At 38.3% G+C, this 22,910-nt stretch carries 14 protein-coding genes and 1 CRISPR repeat array; of the genes, 6 read left to right on the top strand and 8 right to left on the bottom strand.

Annotated elements, in window-relative coordinates:
* Positions 1–19 precede the first annotated feature (19 nt).
* Positions 20–1,864 (bottom strand): DUF349 domain-containing protein, encoded by a 1,845-nt coding sequence (locus K4L44_01020; GenBank protein QZE14481.1) that lies wholly within the window; start codon positions 1,862–1,864, stop codon positions 20–22.
* A gap of 446 nt (positions 1,865–2,310) precedes the next feature.
* Here K4L44_01020 and trmD point away from each other — a divergent pair, with 446 nt between their 5' ends.
* From trmD to K4L44_01005, 3 genes are all read left to right on the top strand, one after another.
* Positions 2,311–2,997: a tRNA (guanosine(37)-N1)-methyltransferase TrmD gene (gene trmD / locus K4L44_01015; GenBank protein QZE14480.1), complete on the top strand. Its 687-nt coding sequence runs from the start codon at positions 2,311–2,313 to the stop codon at positions 2,995–2,997.
* A 73-nt stretch (positions 2,998–3,070) separates the two neighbouring features.
* The gene (locus tag K4L44_01010) at positions 3,071–3,823 is read left to right on the top strand and encodes a helix-turn-helix domain-containing protein (protein ID QZE14479.1); all 753 of its coding nucleotides are present in this window, start codon (positions 3,071–3,073) and stop codon (positions 3,821–3,823) included.
* A gap of 76 nt (positions 3,824–3,899) precedes the next feature.
* Complete coding sequence (locus tag K4L44_01005; GenBank protein QZE14478.1) at positions 3,900–4,436, top strand: dihydrofolate reductase family protein; 537 nt, start codon at positions 3,900–3,902, stop codon at positions 4,434–4,436.
* 238 nt (positions 4,437–4,674) lie between these two features.
* Positions 4,675–6,382: direct repeats of the CRISPR family, unit length 37 nt; unit sequence GTCTTAATCCTACTCTCACTGGAACATACTCTCTGAC.
* 384 nt (positions 6,383–6,766) lie between these two features.
* On the opposite strand, the gene K4L44_01000 is transcribed toward K4L44_01005, so the two are convergent.
* Together K4L44_01000 and K4L44_00995 are read right to left on the bottom strand one after the other, a co-directional pair.
* Positions 6,767–7,348, bottom strand: a complete 582-nt coding sequence (locus tag K4L44_01000) for a hypothetical protein (GenBank protein ID QZE14477.1) — start codon at positions 7,346–7,348, stop codon at positions 6,767–6,769.
* Positions 7,349–7,740: 392 nt separating this feature from the next.
* A complete protein-coding gene (locus tag K4L44_00995; protein QZE14476.1) occupies positions 7,741–10,608 on the bottom strand; it encodes a PD-(D/E)XK nuclease family protein in 2,868 nt (955 codons plus the stop codon).
* A 156-nt stretch (positions 10,609–10,764) separates the two neighbouring features.
* On the opposite strand from K4L44_00995, the gene K4L44_00990 reads away from it, so the two are divergent.
* Both K4L44_00990 and odhB read left to right on the top strand, forming a co-directional pair.
* Positions 10,765–13,491, top strand: a complete 2,727-nt coding sequence (locus tag K4L44_00990; GenBank protein ID QZE14475.1) for a 2-oxoglutarate dehydrogenase E1 component — start codon at positions 10,765–10,767, stop codon at positions 13,489–13,491.
* Between the two features lie 9 nt (positions 13,492–13,500).
* A complete protein-coding gene (gene odhB / locus K4L44_00985; GenBank protein ID QZE14474.1) occupies positions 13,501–14,757 on the top strand; it encodes a 2-oxoglutarate dehydrogenase complex dihydrolipoyllysine-residue succinyltransferase in 1,257 nt (418 codons plus the stop codon).
* Positions 14,758–14,823: 66 nt separating this feature from the next.
* Here the strand turns inward: odhB and K4L44_00980 are convergent, their stop codons facing one another.
* The 5 genes from K4L44_00980 to K4L44_00960 all read right to left on the bottom strand — a co-directional run bounded on the left by K4L44_00980 (position 14,824) and on the right by K4L44_00960 (position 21,578).
* Positions 14,824–15,495 carry a hypothetical protein gene (locus tag K4L44_00980; GenBank protein QZE14473.1) on the bottom strand — a complete coding sequence of 224 codons (672 nt, stop codon included), beginning with the start codon at positions 15,493–15,495 and terminating at the stop codon, positions 14,824–14,826.
* A 44-nt stretch (positions 15,496–15,539) separates the two neighbouring features.
* On the bottom strand, positions 15,540–16,247 hold the full coding sequence (locus K4L44_00975) for a hypothetical protein (protein QZE14472.1): 708 nt from the start codon (positions 16,245–16,247) through the stop codon (positions 15,540–15,542).
* Between the two features lie 206 nt (positions 16,248–16,453).
* A complete protein-coding gene (locus K4L44_00970; protein ID QZE14471.1) occupies positions 16,454–19,159 on the bottom strand; it encodes a right-handed parallel beta-helix repeat-containing protein in 2,706 nt (901 codons plus the stop codon).
* 267 nt (positions 19,160–19,426) lie between these two features.
* Complete coding sequence (locus K4L44_00965) at positions 19,427–20,827, bottom strand: nodulation protein NfeD (protein QZE14470.1); 1,401 nt, start codon at positions 20,825–20,827, stop codon at positions 19,427–19,429.
* Positions 20,820–21,578: a menaquinone biosynthesis protein gene (locus K4L44_00960; protein QZE14469.1), complete on the bottom strand. Its 759-nt coding sequence runs from the start codon at positions 21,576–21,578 to the stop codon at positions 20,820–20,822. Before K4L44_00960 ends, K4L44_00965 begins: the two co-directional genes overlap by 8 nt.
* 234 nt (positions 21,579–21,812) lie before the next feature.
* Here K4L44_00960 and K4L44_00955 point away from each other — a divergent pair, with 234 nt between their 5' ends.
* On the top strand, positions 21,813–22,898 hold the full coding sequence (locus tag K4L44_00955; GenBank protein QZE14468.1) for an AhpC/TSA family protein: 1,086 nt from the start codon (positions 21,813–21,815) through the stop codon (positions 22,896–22,898).
* Positions 22,899–22,910: the final 12 nt, after the last annotated feature.

The raw sequence follows: 22,910 nt of genomic DNA, 5'->3' as shown, positions 1-22,910 counted from the left end.
CTCGTCTAAAAAAGGACTGTTATTCTCTTAAAAGCGCATTTACACGATCTAACTGTAGAGAAAACTCACTTAATTGAGTTTGCAAGTGATCCATACGGTCGTTTACCTCTTTCATAAGAGGAGAGTCTACAGCTGAAGCGAAGAATCCCATATTGTTTTTTGTGGTTCTCAATTCACCTTGCAATTTCTCCATCTTAGCGAGAAGGTTATTACGCTCTTTATTTAGAAGATACTCTCTATCACGACTTTTTTGCATGCTCTCCAATCTCATATTAAAACGGAAAAGCACTTTTTCTTTAGGATTAAGGTCCACCTTCTCCAAAGCAGCATCCAAAGTCGAATGATATCTCTTATTCAATTCAACCACTTTATTCTTAGGGACCATGCCAATGGCATCCCATTGTTTAATAAAGTCTCTAATTTTCGCACTATCTTCTTCAATATCCCCTGTTGACACAAAAGTGTCAACCAGCTCCATTAAAGAGAGCTTCTGCTCGTAATGGGTTTTCTCTTCTGCCACACTGGCTTTCTGCACTCCCTTCTTACGATCAAAGAACGAATCACACGCTTTTTTGAAACGCTGCCATATCTCTTCACTCATTTTTGGTGGTACATTACCAGCACCCTTCCAATCACGTTGAAGTTCAATCAAGCGAGCAGTGGTAGACTCAAGATCTTCACTAGCAGTAAGCAATTCGGCTTCTTTACAAATCGCCTCTTTTCTATCAATAACATCTTGATATAACATCTTCAACTCCTTCTGCAATTTACGCTTCTGGGCAAAGAACATGTTACATCCATTTCTAAACGTTTCGCTTAACTTGCGATCCTCTTTCATATAGTAGATCCCAAGCTCTTTCCATGATTTCTGTAGCGCAACCACCTCGTCAGTGTAGGCACTAATATCTTTGTAACGCTCAAATTCTTGAGTGATAATATCTGTGATTCTCTGCGTTAACTCTTTTTTCTTCTCAATATCTTGGTTTTGTTTTACTCTACGGCCATTCTGATATGCATGGTAATTCTTATTGACAACAGAAGTAGCTGCACTAAAACGATCCCATAACGGCTGTTTTACATCAGAGCGCACAAACCCGATCTCTTTCCATCTCTCATGTAGAAGTTGAAGCTCCTTGAAAGCATCCACTGAATCTTCCGATTGAGCCAAAGCCTCTACTGCTTCACAAAGCTCACTCTTCAAATCCTCATTTTTCTTTTGATCTACCTCAATAAATTCTCTATTGATTCGAACATAATCATAAAACTGATCGAGAGCAAATCGATACCTTTCGTTCTGTTCTTTGTATTTATCTGAAGGAACGGGACCTGTTTTTCCCCAAAGAGTTTGTAACTCTCTCACTCTATCGTATTCATTTTTCGCAAAACTTTTGCCCTCAAGGTAACCTTTGATCTCCTGAATGATATTCTCTTTTTCAATCAAATTTGCCTTTTGCATTGACTCTTTTTGAGCACGCAAGTTTTTACGTCTTTCATGATACTGTTGCATCAAATCTCGAAAATCTTTTTCTAGAAGATCAATAGGTGGAGCAAAATCCTCCTCTTTCTCACCCGATGCAATAAATGCATCTTTCAACTGTTGATTTTCAACAATCTTAAAAGCAGAAAAAGACTTTTCGATCTTTTCGACAGAATCTCGTATTTCTGAAATATTTGGATATTTCATCAACTTCTTCATATCCGAGATCAACTCTTCTTTGTTTGACATAGAGAATTCCTTACTCTCGTCAACAATATCACTTAGATGAATCGATTTAGCCTCTTTTGAGGATTCCAAACTCTTTTCATTCTCAACAGACTGATTGTCTGTGTTCATTTCTTGCAAGTCGCCGTCCATTTTACTCATATTTTATTTCTAAATATGGATTAATTCAGTAGCACGGAAAACCGACAAAAACCTATGTTTATCCTCTGGCTACTGAGAATATAAAAAACTCTATACTAGATGTCTTGTCTATAAATATACTACTTTAGATCTAATAAAGAAACCAAGCCAATCATATTTTGATTCTTAATAATATTTTTTTCATCCAAATAGCCCTTTTGGGTAACTCTACCCCTCCTAGAATCATCCCCCCAAACAGCCACCTATTTCTCTTCCATCGTATTAAACAGACAGAGCCTCACCATTTAAATAAAATGAAAAAACACCCAAATAAGAGACAATCGAAATTCAAAATACAGAATATCAGCACCATCCTTTTTTTAATCTCATATAGAATCGCTGAGACTTATATTTGAAAAAAAGATACTTCTAACCTACCTTTGCACCTTAAATCATTTGATTAGAACATGAGAATTGATATACTTACCGTAGTGCCTGAGCTGTTGGAGAGTCCTTTCAACCACTCTATTATGAAGAGAGCTCAAGACAAAGGTCTTGCCGAAATACATGTACATAACATTCGAGATTGGTCTACCGACAAACATCGTAAAGTAGACGACTATGCATTTAGTACTACTGCTGGAATGGTGATGACCATTGAGCCTATCGAACGTCTTATCAACCATCTTAAGTCAGAAAGAGAGTATGATGACGTGATCTATATGACTCCCGATGGCAAACCTTTTGTCCAACAAGATGCCAACACCCTATCTTTACAAGGAAACTTGATCATTCTTTGTGGACACTACAAAGGAGTGGATCAGAGAGTTCGAGATCATTTTATTACCAAAGAGATCACCATTGGAGACTACGTCCTTACTGGAGGAGAGTTGGCTGCAGCCATTGTTTGCGATGCCATCATCCGACTAATCCCAGGCGTATTGTCCGACGAAACATCTGCGCTAACAGACTCTTTTCAAGATGGGCTATTGAGCCCTCCTGTTTACACCCGTCCTGCAGAATATAAGGGATGGAAGGTTCCAGAAATTCTTCTCTCAGGAAATGAGAAAAAAGTAGAAGAGTGGAAGCTTGAACAAGCTTATGAAAGAACAAAGAAAATTAGACCAGATCTTTTAGACGAAGAGGATATGTAACAGATAGAGGATAGTCTACCTTCGGTAGGGTATCCTCCATTTTTATAAACATCCCTCACTCAACTCAAGGATTATGATAGCCACATATTATCCAGAACAAAATACAACTCTCGCACAGTATATCGAGATTATCTGGGCAGATTCAACGCCACACCAAGCTGCCAGCCATTGGCATCATGCCCCACTTTTCACTGAACTTATTTTTAACTACGAAGGGGCCTTTAAAATGGAGGGCGACCTTATTATAAACACCCACAGCTCCTCACATCAAACCCTTCTTTCTGGTCTAAAGAAGAGCCCTTTTAAGACAAAACTATCTGGCAACTATATCAATATCGGTTTCATCATGAAACCCCACTGCTATTCTCTTATCAAGCAACACCTCAACACGCCACTACTCCATCAAATAGCAGAGGCCCTATACGATCATTTTTTCAATCAACCAACCATCGATAGTTGGTTCCTACAGCAACTTCTAAAGCCACTGTTCTCTTCTAAGAACATACCCACTCCTGTATCGAATCTTGCCTTCCACCTTTCGAACAGCATAGAAGAGAAGAAGAGGATTCAAACACTTGAAAGCCATACCATTTCGAACAAACACCTTATCTCTCTTTTTAAGAAAACATATGGAATTACTCCCAACCAGTTTCTACAACTTCAAAGAGTTAATCAAGCCATCACCATACAGTCGCAAAAAAACACTAAAAACCTCGCAGCCCTCGCTCTCGAAGTAGGTTTCTTCGACCAGTCCCATTTTATACGCACCTTCAAAAAGTTTTGTGGAGAGACACCACAGAAATTCTTTCAAAGAAATATCGGATAAGGTAAATTTTATACAATCCCTGTTTGAACCTTTTCCCGTTCTTTGTGTCCAAAAGATAAAATACAAAAGGAAAAATATGAGAAAAGTAGTTCTATTTATCGCAATGAGTATCGATGGCTATATCGCCACCGAAGACCATGACCTGACTTGGCTAAATATCGCAGAAAAAGAGGGAGAAGACTATGGGTACAAAGCACTATACGACCAAGCAGACACCTATATTGTAGGTCGCAAAACTTACGATATTATCTGCTCTTTCACCGATGGCAAACTACCCCAAGCAGAGAATATGGATTGTTATATTCTCACCAAACAAGACATTCCATCCCAAAACAACATCACCTTCTACAACCAAGATCTTGAGACACTAATCTCAAAACTAAAGCAAAAAGAGGGAAAAACGATCGTTTGTGATGGAGGATCTGAAGTAGTAAAACTATTGATGGAGAAAAATCTAATCGATGAATATATCATCACCGTAATCCCAACCATTTTAGGATCAGGCATACCACTTTTCAAAGGAGGTATCGACCCAATAAAAATCAAAGCACAACCTTCAAAGTATTTTGATAACGGCGTCGTGCAACTACACTACACCAAAGAAGCAGAATAAAGAAACCGATTGAAATCCAACAGGTTTTCAACCATTAAGACTAGGCAGTGCCTTGTCTTAGATTACACAATCATTCAATAAAATGTAAAATACATTGTTTTCCTTACTTAAAATAAGGAAAACACTTGTCGAAACAAGCTTGTTAAGCTCTCAAAAACACACAAATCCTCAAAAGGCTACAGAGCCCTTTGACAAGAGGCTTCTGAGCTTACCGAAGAGTTCAGAAACCTCTTGTCGAAGCATAATTCTACTTTCACGGGAACAAACTCTCTGACAGACCCATACTCTCTATATAAAACTCAAAAAAATTGTTTATAAAGGTTGCTGAGCTTGTCGAAGCATAATCCTACTCTCACTGAGACACTCTCTCTGACAGACCCATACTCTCTATATAAAACTCAAAAAACTTGTTTATAAAGGTTGCTGAGCTTGTCGAAGCATAATCCTACTCTCACTGAGACAAACTCTCTGACAGACCCATACTCTCTATATAAAACTCAAAAAACTTGTTTATAAAGGTTGCGGAGCTTGTCGAAGCATAATCCTACTCTCACTGAGACAAACTCTCTGACAGACCCATACTCTCTATATAAAACTCAAAAAACTTGTTTATAAAGGTTGCTGAGCTTGTCGAAGCATAATCCTACTCTCACTGGAACATACTCTCTGACGTTGGATATGTGGAGTTTGAAGAAGCTCCAGAAGCAGTCTTAATCCTACTCTCACTGGAACATACTCTCTGACCGATGAAGAAGCTCAGACCACTGAGTGTTTCAGTCTTAATCCTACTCTCACTGGAACATACTCTCTGACTCTGGCACTTGACGTGCTGGAATATTGCAGTGGTGTCTTAATCCTACTCTCACTGGAACATACTCTCTGACTTGCCCATGGAGATTGAATGTCTTCAATGGGCAGTCTTAATCCTACTCTCACTGGAACATACTCTCTGACTTTGCCCATGGAGATTGAATGTCTTCAATGGGCAAGTCTTAATCCTACTCTCACTGGAACATACTCTCTGACGTGTGGGGATGTTGCGATTAGAGAAGATCAGGATGTCTTAATCCTACTCTCACTGGAACATACTCTCTGACTTCACATGCTTATGATCTTTGACATCAAGGCCACTGTCTTAATCCTACTCTCACTGGAACATACTCTCTGACAGAGGAAGATTATTCTGTAGTCTTCGAGAAAGACCGTCTTAATCCTACTCTCACTGGAACATACTCTCTGACCACATTGGGCGATCTACTACTAAAAGCCAAAGAGTCTTAATCCTACTCTCACTGGAACATACTCTCTGACTGATGATATAAGTGCAGCAGAGATCATCTATGATAGTCTTAATCCTACTCTCACTGGAACATACTCTCTGACTTAGCAGATTGCGGTAAAGAAGATTATAAAACCGTCTTAATCCTACTCTCACTGGAACATACTCTCTGACCATTGGTAATGATTCTATAAGTGTATACAAATGGAGTCTTAATCCTACTCTCACTGGAACATACTCTCTGACCAACTGATCTATTGGTTATGATCAAACAAGCTGGGTCTTAATCCTACTCTCACTGGAACATACTCTCTGACCAGTCAGTATGCCTCTTCCCAGAGGCTGTATTAGTCTTAATCCTACTCTCACTGGAACATACTCTCTGACTAGTACCAAATGTCTTACGCCTAAAGTAAAGGCGTCTTAATCCTACTCTCACTGGAACATACTCTCTGACTAGTACCAAATGTCTTACGCCTAAAGTAAAGGCGTCTTAATCCTACTCTCACTGGAACATACTCTCTGACCCGTAACAGGTGAGACATGGGGCATGGACGGTGGTCTTAATCCTACTCTCACTGGAACATACTCTCTGACACAGAAACTGCTCCTTGTGGGCTGTGATGTCCGGTCTTAATCCTACTCTCACTGGAACATACTCTCTGACCGATAGAATTTTAAAATGCTGATTATCAATGGTGTTTTTCTCAAAAGATACTAAAAACGGCCATTTATTTACAATATTTAACACTCTTCTTAGAAACCACAAAGATAATAAAATAACCAACACACAAAACATGTTGTTCAGCATCATATTATATACCTTAAATATCTCCATAAAAAGTTTATTTTCTATCTTTTTACTACTTCCAAATATAATATTTTTTTAGGATAAAATACAGTAGAGTAGAGACGAAAGCACAATACATAAGATATTTAAAAAATCGGAATTATGCCACTTTCTCACACTGGAGGGGAAAATAATAGGTTAATAACAAAAATCCCCTTCTCTTTTACACAAAGAAGGGGATTCCTCGAGGGGTAATATTATTTACTCTTGGGGGATACTACTGTCGAATAGCTCTTGTACATAGGCTTTCAATGCAACTTGTGCTTCTTGCAGTTTCACCTCCCATGCAGCAATAGAGTTCTCCCCAATAATATCTGTAACATATTTGATAGATACCATAGGAACGCCTTGCTTCTTACAAGCCAAACCTAGAGCAAAGGCTTCCATATCAAACACATCTGCTTTGGCTTCAATGTCGGTTAGAAATTGATCTCCAGTATTACAAAAAGCAGTCTTAGAGGGTTTATTCAACCACTGAACCTCTCCTAGGTCATCGGTAAAATTGATACGATAAGGAGAGCCAAACTCTTTTACTATCTCCATATCTCTATCGACAAAGTCAGTACACCAGTGAATAGAACCTACTTTATGACGCAATGAACCTGCCGTACCAATGTTTACCACCAAGTCAGGCTCATAAGTATAAATATGCTCTAAAAGATTTAAAGATGAGGTCACCTTTCCCACTCCACATATCAGGGTTTCAAAACGAAAATTTTCTGATTCAATTTTTGTCATCTCAGCTTTCAAAGCATGAACGAATAATATTTTAGGTTTCGCCATCTCTATACTATCTTCTTTATTTTAAATACTAGTTTCTTTCTCTCACATCCCTGCAAAGCAGTTCATTAAATTTGAAATGAATATTTATTCCAAATTTCACACATTCATTCTATTCTCATCCATACTATTATAATAAATATACATCTTTTTCAACACAAACTGAAATCAAACGATCAATAGGGCACTATTTTCCTCATTTACCCCCTAATCTTGTCCACTTTGAACCCTACTTCCGTTACCCTTTAGTTACCCTTCCGTTACCCTTCCGTTACCCTTTGGTTACTCTGAGAGTAACCAAAGGGTAACGAATCCCTAACCATTGCCTATCCAAATATAGATAGAAGTCTATTCCTAACTAAAGCAGAAGACGTTTAATATGTAGGAAAAAAAACCTATACTTTCCTACATATCTTATTGTAATCGCAATAGGTACATTTTGCCTCACACTCGGTCTGTACAAAAGGAATACTTGAATTAAAAAGCGTTTCGAAAGTTTGGGTAAGATGGGTTTCTAGTTTAGGCATCTGCTCCTTTATATCTTCGACGAGACCATCCTCTTTAGAGTTAATCGTTGAGACAAAAGGATCTTTGAACAGGGCCTGTATTTGATAGATCCCAGCACTCATATGACGATCCGTCACCTCATGATCTCCATAAACATATCCATAGATAAGCGTTTGTAGTGCCGCTTTGTTTCGCCCTTCATCCTCGGAGTCAAAGAGCGATGGAACATTGTTAAAGTTGAAATCCACCGTTCCCGATTTATAATCAATAATACGAAGTTTTCCATCCACTTCGTCTACACGGTCAATGGTTCCACCAATAAATATATGATATTTGCCATCAAAAATAGAAATTGACTTTTTCTTTTTCACCTCCAGCCCCAAAATAGTCATGGGGGCATGATCGCTATCCACCGTGATGGTTTTCTTTACATATTTTTTTACAATCTCGAATACTAGAACATTACGTCCTTGAACGATTGCATTTTCTACTTTGAAGTACTCGGTACGAAAAGCGCTGAGGATTGTTGCATCCAGCCTTTTATCGTCCTTAGCAAGCTTTAAAAACATCTCTTTGGAGACCACTTGGTTCATCCATGGTTTATAGAGGTCCTCCATCACTTTATGATAGATGTTACCAAAAAGACGCGCATCGACCTCTTCCGCTACCTCCTCCGAAGGCATTACATTGGCCACATATCGGAAATAGAATCTCAAAGGACAATCCAAATATCCATTCAAAGCGGATGGAGACAACGTCCTTTTGCCATCCAAATAGGGAGACATTCGTTGCATAACAGATTCATCTTTGGGAACTACAATCTCTTTGGTATCGATACTTCCCACTTCGTAGGTGATGGTTTTTTCAGGAATACTATAACCATATTGCATTTGAAGTTGGTATAGATATCGACTTCGTTCGCCATTGTTCATCCCATCGGTTGTGGAGTTATAAACCAACTGCACCGTTTTAGGGTGCTGTAGAAGACGATAAAAATAGTAAGAATAAATCGCACACTTCTCTTCAACGGAAGGAAGCTCAAAAGCACGTCGCAGGTTATAAGGAATCACGGAGTTACTACCACTAGCCTTTGGCATGGACCCCTCATTCATAGATAGGACAACGACATTCTCGAAATCAAGGAGTCGGGTCTCCAAAATTCCCATTACTTGCACCCCCTCTAATGGATCGCCTTCGAAAGGCAGAGACTCTTGAGAGAGATATTGTCTTAAGAGTTTGAAATAGATAGGAAGGGATAGCCTTAAGTCCTGCTCTTTTTGATTTTCATCGAGCAGCTCTCCTAACCTCTTTATCGACTTATATGCTTTGAATATAAACTCCTCTTGCATGCCCACATAAGCCTCCTCTTTCTCTTTGATCCCCGCAAAAATCATTTGGAGCATCTGAAGAAGATAACGATTAAAGGCCATGACATCATGATGGAAGACAAAAAGGCTGGAAAGGAAATCACCTCTCCTCAACTCATTGCTATGTAGGTAGACTTTATTCTCTTGAATAATACTTTGAGATAGCTTCTCACTATTATCACTATCACACATCTGAACCAACTGGTGGTTTAGAATACGTTGTACATTCTTGTGATAGAAAAGACGCACTCCCCTTCCATCGACATGAATATTTCTATGAAGATCGATCAATAAAGTGATCAAACTATGAATCGGAGTAATCTTCATAGGAAAACCCATCGTAATATTTACAGTAGGCGCATGACCTGCCACTTTGGGGATAGCCCCAATGGTTGGAAGTAGAAGATCTTCGTCACATAAGACAATGGATATTTGGTCGAATCGGATATGTTGTTTGTGTTGATACGCTTTCAATCGTTCTTGAACAAAAGCAGCCACAGGCTGAGATTGCCCAATAGCAGAGGGGACAGAAACCACCTCTATCTTTTTATCCAACAAGGGCCTATAGTCGAAATCGGTATCCTGAGGGAAAAGCTTCAAATTTCTACGAAGGAAAAATGCCGCATCATGCTCTTTATCGGCAATAAAATCTGGATGTATATCCCAGAAGAAAGCCGCCTGGTGGTTCTCTTTGAGGTAGCTTAACAACATTATCTCACATCGATTCAAGGCATTCAACCCGACCACAAATACAGGTCCAGGAAAGTTTGACACAAGCGATTTGTCCTGAATCTTCTCTCCCAAATCACGATAAAGCACCCCCTCATAACCAATATTCTCTTCTATTAGGAATTTTCGAAAAGCGACATATACATCATACAATTTGTTCCACGTGGCTTCGAAACGCTCTTGCATCTTAGAACGACGCTTTTGACTAAACGATTTCCAAAACTTACCGAGATAGTCTTTCTGTTCCTCACTAAGATAGTCGAACTTTTGATCCACGAGTTTGTAGTCCTCAATGTGGGTAAACAATAACTTTGCATCCACAAGATACTTATCGACATCATCGAAGTCAGAGATCAACATCGTACCCCAAGGGTAAAAACTATCAAAAGTCTCATCCGTACCAGTAATCTCTTTATAGATACGATATAGATGAAATGACAGCGTCAAAGTATCCACTTTTTGAATCGCAGAAAGATCTTCCACCACCTCATTGATCGTTACAATTTTTGGGGTAAGTATTGGCTCATTCGCGATAGACTGCAAATATTTCAAAAAGAAAGCACCTGCACGCTTACTTGGCATAATAATAGTCAAGGCATGAATATTATGTCCATAAGTATGATAAAAATGTTCGGCCAGTTGATGTAAAAATCCTTTCATGTTGCATCCAAATTATCTTGTAGAGATGTAAAGATACCATTTCCTTGTGGATTGAAGCCTTTGTCCCTAAAAAAACGGCCCATTTAAACGGACATAATGTAAACATTTTGGACATAAATGGGTTATCCAATTAAATCAACATTTAAGTCCTTTTGTATGGATAAATTCTCAAATATTGGAAACCAAGAACTAGGTAGCATAGAGAACTTATATCAGAGTTTTCTTGAAGATCCCGATAGTATAGAGCCATCGTGGAGACATTTTTTCGAGGGATTTGATTTCGCACAGACACACTTCCCTCAGAAACCAGGAGAGGAGCTTATCAGTGAACCGATCCAAAAAGAGTTTCGTGTTATCAATTTAATCCACGGATATAGACAACGTGGTCATCTTTTTACACGAACCAATCCTGTAAGAACCCGTAGGCAGTATACACCAACCTTGGCTCTTGAGAACTTTGGACTATCAGAGAAGGACTTGGACACCCCATTTCATGCAGCCCAACAAATCGGGATGCCCACCTCTCCATTAAAAGAGATCATTGCCCATCTAGAAAAAACATATTGTGCTTCTGTTGGAGTGGAGTATCTCTATATGCGTAAACCAGAGATTGTAAAGTGGCTTCAAGAACGCATGGAGGTCTCTCAAAATAGAGAGACACTGACCAATGACAGAAAACGTCACTTTTTTCACCACTTGAGCCATGCGGTGGGTTTTGAGAATTTTATCCATCGTCGTTTTGTTGGTCAAAAACGTTTCTCTATTGAAGGAGCCGAAACACTCATCCCTGCACTAGATAGTGTAATCGAATGGGGAGCAGAACTTGGCATCCAAGAGTTCATCATTGGAATGGCTCATAGAGGTCGACTCAATGTCCTCTCGAATGTTATGCAGAAGCCGAGTCAAGAGATCTTCAATGAATTTATGGGTACGGAATATGAAGATGGCATTAGTCTAGGGGATGTAAAATACCATTTAGGATACGAAAACAACATCACGACAGATCGCGGGAAAGAGGTCGCTCTAAAGTTACTACCAAACCCGAGTCACTTAGAGGCAGTAGGTCCTTTGACGATGGGGATGGCAAGAGGTTACATTGACCATAAATATCAAAAAAATATGGATCGAGTGGCTCCAATTGTTATCCATGGTGACGCTGCGATTGCTGCCCAAGGAGTCGTTTATGAATCGGTACAGATGGAACAGTTAGATGGTTACAGATGTGGTGGAACCGTTCACTTGGTCATCAACAACCAAGTGGGATTCACGACTAACTATTTGGATGCTAGATCTAGCACCTACTGTACAGATGTTGCAAAAGTGATTCGAAGCCCTGTTTTTCATGTCAATGGAGATGATGTAGAGGCGGTGATATATACTGTAAAACTAGCAATGGAGTTTAGACAAAGGTTTCATTCCGATGTCTTTGTCGATATATTATCGTATCGAAAATATGGACATAACGAAGGAGATGAGCCTCGTTTTACCCAACCTAAACTGTATGGACTCATTGCAAAACATCCCAATCCTAGAGACATCTACGCAAAGAAACTGATAGAGTCAGGGATATTGCTGGAGAGTAATGTGGCAAGTAAGATTGCAGAGGTCGAGAAGATATTAGACCAGAACCTGGAGGCCTGTAAAGAGCTTGGCTGTATCAAGATAAAGAAGTTCTTGCTAGAGGAGCAGCATCGTTTTCGCCTTCCACTAGCCCAGGATTCGATGGACTATGTTTCCACCTCCCTACCTTCGGAAAAAATTACAATTCTTGGAGAAGAGATTACCAAAGTGTCTGAAGAGGGTGGTTTCTTTAAGAAGATATTAAAGCTAAATAACGACCGTAAAAAGATGATGGCTCAAGGGGTCATCGATTGGGCTATAGCAGAACAGCTTGCTTATGCCTCTCTTTTGGATGAAGGATACTCTGTGCGTATTTCGGGACAAGACTCCGAACGTGGAACTTTCTCGCACCGTCATGCTGCATGGGTAAGAGAAAACTCTCACAATAAATATTTCCCTTTAAAACAGATTGGGGGGAAGAAAGTGCCATTTTATATCTACAACTCTCACTTATCAGAGTATGGTGTGTTAGGGTTTGAGTATGGTTACGCACTTGCAAAACCGGATGGTTTGTCTATATGGGAAGCCCAGTTTGGTGATTTTGCCAATGTAGCACAGGTGATGTTCGACCAATATATCAGTAGTGCTGGTGAGAAGTGGGGACTTAAAAATGGGATTACGCTTTTCCTTCCACACGGATATGAGGGACAGGGTCCAGAACACTCTTCGGCTAGAATCGAACGTCTACTCTCTTTATGCGCAAGTAATAATATGAGGGTGTTGAACCTGACCTCTTCTGCAAACCTATTTCATGCATTACGTAATCAGGTGATTTCAGACATTCGTGTTCCGATGATCATATACACTCCAAAAAGTTTGTTGAGAGATCCACTGGTATATGATCCAATTTCGCTTTTATCAGAAGGAACTTTTCGTAAGGTTATTGAAGAGCCTGTGGAGGATTCAGAGAAAATTAAACGAGTGGTTTTCTGCACTGGAAAAATATATACAGATCTTATCTCAAAGATAAAAAAGGAGAAATATGAACAGATAGCACTCGTTCGGGTAGAACAACTATACCCATTCCCTACACTGGAGATTCAAACGATCAAAGAGAAGTATCCAAATGCAAAAACGCATCTTTGGGTTCAGGATGAACCGCACAATATGGGAACATGGCCTTCTATTGCATTGAACCATATGGATCTGATGTTACAACCTGTCACTCGTAAAGAGAGTGGTAGTCCTGCTACAGGACTGCCGAAACAGCACAACATGAGATTGGAGAGAATTGTAAACGAAGTTTTTAAAGATATTAAATAATTAATGGTTATGTATGCAGTAATCGTTCCCACACCAGGGGAGTCTATCACGGAAGTTGAAATTGGAAGTTGGCAAGTGGAAGAGGGGCAATATGTGGAACACAACCAATTGCTTGCGGAAATTGAATCGGACAAAGCAACCCTTGAGTTGGTTGCGGATGCAGCAGGTGTCGTACATCTTCTTGCAGCAGAGGGTGACACTGTAGCTGTCGGTTCCACCGTAGCTGAGATTGATACAGAAGCAACCAATCCAAACCCAACCACGACTAATACAGTGGCCTCAACACAGAAAGAGGATACTGAAAAGAAAAGCGTTCCTGAAGAGATAGTGGACTCCAAGGAGGCACTCAAAACAGAGGAGAGAAAACCCGAACATAAACATGTTAAGATAACTCCTTCGGCTCAGGCTTTGATGGACGACCATGGCGTATCTCTAGACGACGTTCTAGCAGGACTTTCTCGAATCCAAAAGAAGGACGTAACGCGTGCAATGAACACAGCTCCTCAACAGGATAGTATTCCAGAAGAACCGATAGCGTCAAGAGAAGAGGAGCTTGTTGCGATGTCTCCTCTCAGGAAAAAACTGAGTCAACGACTGGTTTCTGTGAAAAATGAGACGGCAATGCTTACCACCTTTAACGAGATCAATCTTCATAAAATTATGGAGATACGTAAGCAATACCAGCCTGCATTTCTAAAAAAACATGGATTTAAGCTTGGGTTTATGTCGCTCTTTACAAAAGCTGTGAGTGAAGCGCTAAAGCATCATCCGATGATCGGTGCTAGTATCGATGGCGATAAAATTCGTATCCATCATAAACATCATATTAGTATTGCGGTACAAACCCCTAAGGGGCTTATGGTTCCTGTGGTGAAAGATGTAGACCTGAAAGGGATTGCTCAAATAGAGGGAGAGATAAAAGAGTTGGCTACCAAAGCTAGAAATAAGAAGATCTCGCTAGACGAGATGGAAGGAGGTATATTTACCATTACCAACGGAGGAACTTTCGGGTCGATGATGAGTACACCAATTATCAACCCTCCGCAGTCTGCAATCCTAGGGATGCATAATATCATTGAGAGACCTATTGCCGAGGATGGGCAGGTGGTGATTCGCCCCATGATGTATGTGGCACTCTCCTATGATCACCGTATTATTGATGGAAAAGATTCTGTCGGATTCTTAGTGAAACTAAAGAAACTTCTAGAAGAGCCTACCCTACTCTTATCGGGGATCTCTCCATATGAATCTCTTTTTGATCTATAATAAAATGGATACATCCAACCATTCTGATGGTATGGGTGTATCCATTCTCTAAATTTCGATTGGTTCTCAGGACTTTTTACTTTGGTATTTCAAGTATAGCTCCACACACCAAGGCAAAGAGGAGGTGATAACGGTTATAAACAATATCCACACAAAAAGAGAACCCTCTCGTACCCCACTGCAATGCCATAAGATGACAGCAAAAAGAAGCATCAAGATTTTAGAGACTTTTTGGATCATTACATGATATCGACTTACATTTCTTTTTTTTGTAAAAAATGGTAGTCGGACCTTCATGGTATCATAGAATGATTGATATTGACTGATCTCCTCTTCATTATTTAGAAAGTAGTGAATACGAAAGGTCAATCTCTGCTCCCTTTTCATCTTTATAACCATTTTGGAGCTTATTTTCCCAAACTGATCCGCATATTGAAACCATTCAATATCTTCCCATAAAATCATATTTGGATCGAGATCATTACAGTAGAGTCCTTTGTCGTTTAGAGATATTTTGCTCGACGAGATGCTCGAACGATAAACCAACAGTTGATCCACAAGGATCAAAAGTAAAGAAACAGCTAAAACTCCCAATACATGATAGACTGAGATCTGTCCGATGTGATCTGTTATCAACAGAAATAGAAACAAGATCCCTATGCATATCGGTAGCCATAAACGGAGTACCCCATTAGTCTGTTTGCATCTCACATTAAACTCATTGCTATTGTCTTTCATTGTCTTTCAATTTATTGTAGTTTGTATTGTGATCCCATGAGTCTCTATCTCCAATCTTGTTTCCAATATCGGAATGACATGAAATTTTCTTTTCGTGCCAAGATAAATCGAGGGAGTAATGATACTGAGATTATAAAAATAAAAATAGATTTAAACCATAAGTGAAACAAGACAGGGTCGTTTTTATAGAAGAAACTGCACCCAATCACTGTTATAAGCGAAGTCACTGAAGATATCGAATTCCAAAACTTATCCTCTTTGTTCACAGGATATTGATGGTTATTGGTTCGTATGACATGATGGAGATCCCTTCGAAAGGTCTTAAACTCGTTGTATTCAACCTCCTTGTTCCATAGATAGTGAACATGAAAATAGTAGATAGTACCATCACGCATCCCTATCTTAAAAGTGCGTGTTAAATTACGATTGGTTTCTCTATACCATAAAATATCCTGCCACTCTCGTTTCTTCATCTCATTACTTAGAATAAAACAGGATGGATACAGTGCAATAGCAATAGATTTTTGAAAACACGAAAGACAAAGAGTACTCCTGAAAAATAGCACTAGTGCTAAAAAAATAAGACAAAGAGAACCGCCATATCCTCCATCTAAATTATAGGATTGAAAGAACAGAATTAAGAAGATGCAGGTCGTAATTATAGTCAATATGTTCTTAACAAACACAACTCTATTAGAGTAGCGATGAACACGAAAAACAGTCCTATCGGAATTACTGGAATCTCTTCTCATTAGGTTTTATGAATTGATCTACAAATATAGATCTACCTAATATTTATAGTTTGATTGAACTATTTAATGGCCACACCAAACTATAAATATTAGGTAGATATCTAAATTATTCCTAAACATAACAAAAGAGACTCAAACTTTACCTAGATAATCGTATTATATTCAGACAAAATCTATTCGATTGAATAAGAAACAGGGATTTTCATTTAACTCTTAATTAAAGTTTTATTAATCACACTGTTCTTTACTTTGAATTGAATTACATAAGTTCCAGAAGGTAATTCTGAAATATCAATGCGAACTTTATTTTTAGAAGTTTGCTTCTGTTTTACCAAACAACCATTGGTGTTAAATATTTGATACTGCTCTATTACATTAGAACCACTTATTGTTACAACATCCTTTGCAGGATTAGGATATATTTTAAATGATCTATTGTTAGAGTCTACCATCGTAGTACTGCCTTCAATAAGAAGCATTTCATTTAACACAAAATCTTTTTGAAGATTTACGTAAACCGTTTTTGGTGTATATCCAATTTTTGAAACCTCCACTTTGTAAAGATCATTCTCTAATGGATCGATCCGAAAAACACCTTCTGAATTAGTCACTCCCCGTTTATTTTTAATCATAACATTAGCATCTTCTAACGGCCACTCTTTTGTTCCATCCGTCCCTTTTAATGTAATGGTCAACCTATTTTTAGATACATTTGCATCCTGTCCAGCAATAAAAGTCCATGTGTCACCTTTCATTGTTTTCCCATTCTGAACTGCATCTACTCTCCAATAATATCGTTTCCCTTTCACAAGCGAATAAGGATGATATATATTATTAGATTGACGACCTTTGAATGTATCTGAACTTTTTGTTGCAGTGGTTACAATATCATACGCATCTCCAAAATAGACTTCAGAATCAATAGATTTATATGCTTGCAGCCAAATTAAGTCCACCTTATTATAAATAGTCGTGGCATTATCTGCTGGAATTGGGTTACTCGTTTTTGAAAGTTTTCTACCTGGAATCCAATAATAAGTATCCTCATATTCATAAGCCCCAATATCGGGACTACTTCCCTTATATTTTAACGCGATCTTCTTCCCTGTATTGATAAACGAAGACTCTAGACGGGGTCTAAAATCAAAATTATTCCAATCGAAGACCTGTTCTGTTAGGGTTTCACCGAGATCATCTCCGATCCAATTATTTTCATGCTTACCTGCCTTAAAAGAGACCTCTTCTTGTGTGGCATTATTGGCACTTTGTGAGTTGTTATGTATTGGACTATTAGGATCTCTAGACTTGTCTGCAAAGACGATCTTGTTCATACTAATATTGTTAAAAACTCGCTTATAGTCTCCTTTCAGCATAAAAGAGGTGGATAGGGTATTAAAAGAGACATTATGGTGAACCAATCCAGGTCCTTGGTCTGGATTGAGTACGTCCCTAGGCCCATCCTGCATTCTAATACTTGGCTTGGAGTTGTTATAGAACCAATTATTTGAAATAGTACAATCATTGGCTCCCATAAAAAGGTGAACCATGGCTCCATCATGCTGTAGAGGGTGGATATCATGAATTTTATTTAATTCGACCATAGAGTTGCCCGAAATCATCACCCCCTCTGAAGCCCCCGTTCGATAGACTTCATTGCGTCTAAAAGTACTATAAGGACAGCTACGAAACCAAAGAAAACCAGAGTTGCCACTGTGATGAGCAACGGTATAATCTAAATCATGAAGTAAACAATTATCTACGGTATTGTACTCTCCTTTATCGAATTTCACGACCAATCCATCTGTATAAGCAAGGGTGGAATTTACGACGCTACTATTTTTACAATTACGAAAAAAAAGACCCGTTTCAGCACCTGTCTTTCCTAATGTTCTCTTATTAAAACAAGGATATAAAAACTCACAATTCTCAAAAGAGACATAATTAGACTTCTCTACCTCGACACCAGAGGCATGAAAATAGATCCCATCAAACTTTACATAATCACACCTTTTTATAAAAATCCCTTTGTCAATATTCCTTACAGTTACATCTGAAGGCACACCTCCTGTAGGAGACCATAAATAGAGATATTGTGAATTGGGATCATAGTACCACTCTCCTGCTTCGTCGATAAATTCATATTTCGAATCGAAAAAATAGTAGTGAAATACTGGCTTCAAACGAACACTTTTAGCATCATAAAAGAAAAAATCATCTCCTGCATTATGCTTGGTCACCTTTCTTGCATAGGTACTGAAATTAAACACGTTCAACACCGCCATGGCTCCTGTCGCATCAAATTTTAATGACGACAAATCATGTCCAGTAATGGGATCATCATATTCAACTCCTTCTAAATCCCCTGATGCATTCGTTTGTATCAAAGATTTAGACTCCACACCTTGACACCATAAAGAACGGTCCCATGCATAATTGTTCGCAAAGGAAGCATTAGGCCACCTAGCAAGCATGGTCCACTCTCCCTTGTAGAATAACTGCCATATATCCTCTTCTAATTTTATTTTATAAATATCACCCTTATCATGTATCCATCCAGTGTTACTCAATGTGGTGACTGGAACAGCACCCTCTATTGTAACTAAATCCGACTGATAATTGGTTATAACAATAGGGTTGCTCTTTGTTCCTTTTTTAGTTGATATCAGCCCCTCTTCATGATAACTTCCTTTCATCATAAAGAGAGTATCCCCTGCCCCAAGCTGTTTAAATGCATGGTTCAGTGTTTTAAAAGGCTCTGTCTCACTACCCCCATTGGTATCAACTCCATGGGGTGAAACATAGTACTTGTGACTACTACTATAAGAAGGTGTTTGTGCAAGAGCAACAAAATAAAAACTATAAAACAAAAAAAGTAGAATTGCTCTTTGGCAATATTTTGATTCGATATTCATAAAACTGTCATAAGAATGGTTTACATAAACAAAATTGATAATAACATCACTAGCAGCTTAACATACATCACTCAACTTTTAACATTTTTAGCTATTTGAATTTGTTTGTTAGAAACAGTGTGCAATATTATTATTTTAATGATAGAAATAGTATATTCTTAACGCAAACGACATCAATGATAAACCCAGTTAAGAGCCAATAAAACAAAAAAACCCACACTCAGTTAGGAATGTAGGCTATTCTGTTTGATAAAATTATATCTTACACTAATTCTCTTCTATTTTCTCAACAATAAGTTGTCCCATCTCTTTCTCTACCACGACAACCATTGTCCCTTTAGGAAGATAACCAAGTATCGTAGATGCTTCATATAAGATTCCATTTACTTTTACTTTTCCAATAGGTCGAAGATCTGAAAACACCACTCCTTCTTGTCCCATGACAGACTGCATCGATTCGGAGTATGATTCTGATTGTGAGACACCATCCACAGCAGAGTGAAGACCTAACTTTTTAAATAATGGAGAGTTTTTCATGGAGATTTGGTGTCCTATAAAAAACATAGCTATAATTGCTACAACTAATGCGACCAATACAATCGACATTGCAGATGAAATGGTTGCTTCTTCGACTCCCTCAAAATTGAATATATCATTATCAATCAAAGCAAGTACAAGAGAGGTTAAGACACATGTAATCCCAGACACTCCTGTAAAACCAAAACCGGGAATGACAAAGATCTCTAGGAAGAGAAGGATGACTCCAACACCAAACAACATAATTTCCCAAAATGCAGCAACCCCAAAGATATGAAGGGGAATAAAGAATAGTGCTCCTGCTAGTATCAATATTCCAAAAGGACTAATCGCTCCAGGCATCTTAAGTCCTGAAAAGAGTCCTATAAGTAGGACAACAACAAGTATTCCAGGAATATAGGAGGAAACAAAGAAACGAACAAAACGATCTGACAATGAATATTGATAGGATTTGACATCGGAAGGTTCTACACCCAAACGACTATACAATTCTGTAGGAGACTCTACAATGGCATCACAATAACGATGTTCTAATGCCTCTGCGGCAGTGAAGGTGAGGACTTTCCCTTTTTTACTTAATCCAGGAATCACTATCTCTTCATCAACCATCGCCTCCGCAATGATAGGAGATCGTCTCCAAACCATAGCCCCATCCTTATCTTTTATCTTTCCTTTCGCTTCTGCCGTAGCTCGCATCGTAGCACGTTGATAACTTTGGTATTTGTCAGGCATTGCTTCTCCCGTCAAACCAACCACTGTTGCAGCACCAATACTACCACTAGAGGTCATGTAGATAGAGTCACAAGCAAGAGAAATAATTGCCCCTGCAGATGCAGCATTGTTGTCAATAAAGATATACACTGGAATTGTCGAACGTAATATCTTAGAACGAATTGAATCGGCATCTTTTACCTTCCCACCATATGTATTCATAAAGATAAGAATTGCATCGATACTATCTTGTGAGGCACTCTCAAAAGCTCGTTGCGTATCATACCAACTGACACTATTAATCTGGTCTTTTAATTCATATGTAAGAATACGTTTCTCCGATCCATTAGCCTGAATATGTGCGAGGACAAGAAAGATAGAAAACAAGAAATAGTGGAATACGCTCTTCGTGCTATTCATTCTCAATTTTATTTACGTAGGTAAGAAATAACTCTAACCCTCTTTTCATAGAAGGTGTAAGGTCATAACATATTTCATTCTCTAAATAGTTGGTGATATCCACTCCTGCAAAAAGTGGTTGATAGATATCTACAGTCTCTTTTATATCATCGCATCCTTTTGCTAAAGCAGTATTAAAAGAATTTACAAATTCTGTTTCTAGAGGTTTGTTTGCAACCCAAGCAGCAAAAACAAATGGTTCACCGGTAGACTTTCTCCACATATCCGATAGGTCTATCATATACTTATGGTTGTGTTCAATATCAAAAACTCTATCTCCAATCACAACCGCTGCAGTGGTACCACCAATTACCTCTTTATGATAGCCATCGTACCCTTTCTTAAATTCAGGAGATATATTCCAAAAATATTTACAAAGGATACGACAAAGCATCACAGATGTTCTGGATTGATAATCCAAATAGATGGTCTCTATTTCATGCAGTGGGACATCGCTAGCAACAACAACCGTATGAACAGGTCCATCTCCACCAATACAAAAGTCAGAGACAATATGATACTCTTTTAACTGAGATAAAATTGCAACTGGAACCAAACCTAAATCGACTGTTCCGTCCAACAACTTCTTAGCACAATCTGAAGGGTGATCTAATGCAAGATCCACTTGCTCCATGACAGAATCCTTAGTGATTCCATGAATCATCGGCTTACTATTAAGATAAGAAACAGCAGATATCTTTACTTTTTTCATTGTCTATGTTTTTAGAGTCCAACAATAATAAAATTGGGTGGGGTACATACCCCCTCAATACTACATAAATGTAAGAATAAAGTTAATATTTATGATCAAACGACCCCAAATTATTGCTATATAGAAAGAATAATATTATATTACATTTAAACTAAATATTTTTAAGACATTTAGATTTAAATTTCTAACTTTAAGTAGTAGATAAACTTACAATGATAAATTAAAACGCATCAAATGAAGAAAGTTACTTACTTATTATTTTTCACCATGCTCTTGGCTAGTTGCCAAAAAAATACATTTCATATTACAGGAGATGTAAATGGCATAAAAGATGGTATGATTTACCTACAAGAGATTAAAGATAACAAGCTTGCAAAAACAGACAGTACTACGGTAAAAGATGGCCACTTTGAGTTCGAAGGTGCTGTAAAATATTCTACTCTAATGTTTATTGGACCTACAGGTGCCAAACCTAAAAACATTAAACTATATGTAGACAACAATGAGATCACTCTATCAGGAGATTTAAAAAGCGATCAAAAGATTATTATAGAAGGTTCTATCTCCCAAAATTTAGTGAATACACTGAATAAAGATCAAGAGGTGATTCAAGATAAACTAAAGCCACTAATCGAGGCTTACCACAAAGAGAAAGATCCAGAAAAGAAAAATAAAATCAGAGAGAAAGCAATCAGTCTGAGTGATCAGGTGGTAAAAAACCAAATTAAGTTTGTGGATGACCACATGGACTCTCATGTTTCTGTGTATATGACTGCTTATGATCTAAGAGGACAAGTTGAGTTCGAAAAATTAGAAAAAATGACTAAGACTTTTGAGCAAAATTTCCCTGGATCAGATGTGGTAAAAGTTCTTTCTGATAAGATTGCTAAAGAGAAAAAGACAGCTATTGGTCAAAAGGCCCCAGATTTTAGCGTAAAAGATATCAATGGAAATACTGTTACTCTTGCATCATATAAAGGGAAATATGTATTGCTTGACTTTTGGGCTTCATGGTGTGGTCCATGTCGTAGAGAAGCACCAAACTTTGTAAAGATTTACAACAAGTACAAGGATAAGAATTTTGACATCTTTGGTATCTCTTTGGATAAAGAAGAGTCAAAATGGAAAAAAGGAATCGAAGATATGCACTTTGCATGGAATCACACTTGTGACTTTAAAGTTTGGAAAGCTGAAGTTGCTCGACTATATAATGTGAACAGCATCCCTACTTGCTACCTTATTGGTCCAGATGGAGTAATTATTGCAAAAGGAATTGTTGGTGAGGAGCTTGATAAAAAACTTGATTCTCTTCTTAATTAAACAGATGACCAA

This window comes from Prolixibacteraceae bacterium (assembly GCA_019720755.1).
GTDB lineage: Bacteria > Bacteroidota > Bacteroidia > Bacteroidales > Prolixibacteraceae > Halosquirtibacter > Halosquirtibacter laminarini.
This window is presented reverse-complemented; position numbering and strand designations above follow the sequence as displayed.

Bases quoted from the DNA above. Each gene is read 5' to 3' on its own strand.
- K4L44_01020 (QZE14481.1), bottom strand. From the start codon at position 1,864: ATGAGTAAAATGGACGGCGACTTGCAAGAAATGAACACAGACAATCAG.
- trmD (QZE14480.1), top strand. From the start codon at position 2,311: ATGAGAATTGATATACTTACCGTAGTGCCTGAGCTGTTGGAGAGTCCT.
- K4L44_01010 (QZE14479.1), top strand. From the start codon at position 3,071: ATGATAGCCACATATTATCCAGAACAAAATACAACTCTCGCACAGTAT.
- K4L44_01005 (QZE14478.1), top strand. From the start codon at position 3,900: ATGAGAAAAGTAGTTCTATTTATCGCAATGAGTATCGATGGCTATATC.
- K4L44_01000 (QZE14477.1), bottom strand. From the start codon at position 7,348: ATGGCGAAACCTAAAATATTATTCGTTCATGCTTTGAAAGCTGAGATG.
- K4L44_00995 (QZE14476.1), bottom strand. From the start codon at position 10,608: ATGAAAGGATTTTTACATCAACTGGCCGAACATTTTTATCATACTTAT.
- K4L44_00990 (QZE14475.1), top strand. From the start codon at position 10,765: ATGGATAAATTCTCAAATATTGGAAACCAAGAACTAGGTAGCATAGAG.
- odhB (QZE14474.1), top strand. From the start codon at position 13,501: ATGTATGCAGTAATCGTTCCCACACCAGGGGAGTCTATCACGGAAGTT.
- K4L44_00980 (QZE14473.1), bottom strand. From the start codon at position 15,495: ATGAAAGACAATAGCAATGAGTTTAATGTGAGATGCAAACAGACTAAT.
- K4L44_00975 (QZE14472.1), bottom strand. From the start codon at position 16,247: ATGAGAAGAGATTCCAGTAATTCCGATAGGACTGTTTTTCGTGTTCAT.
- K4L44_00970 (QZE14471.1), bottom strand. From the start codon at position 19,159: ATGAATATCGAATCAAAATATTGCCAAAGAGCAATTCTACTTTTTTTG.
- K4L44_00965 (QZE14470.1), bottom strand. From the start codon at position 20,827: ATGAATAGCACGAAGAGCGTATTCCACTATTTCTTGTTTTCTATCTTT.
- K4L44_00960 (QZE14469.1), bottom strand. From the start codon at position 21,578: ATGAAAAAAGTAAAGATATCTGCTGTTTCTTATCTTAATAGTAAGCCG.
- K4L44_00955 (QZE14468.1), top strand. From the start codon at position 21,813: ATGAAGAAAGTTACTTACTTATTATTTTTCACCATGCTCTTGGCTAGT.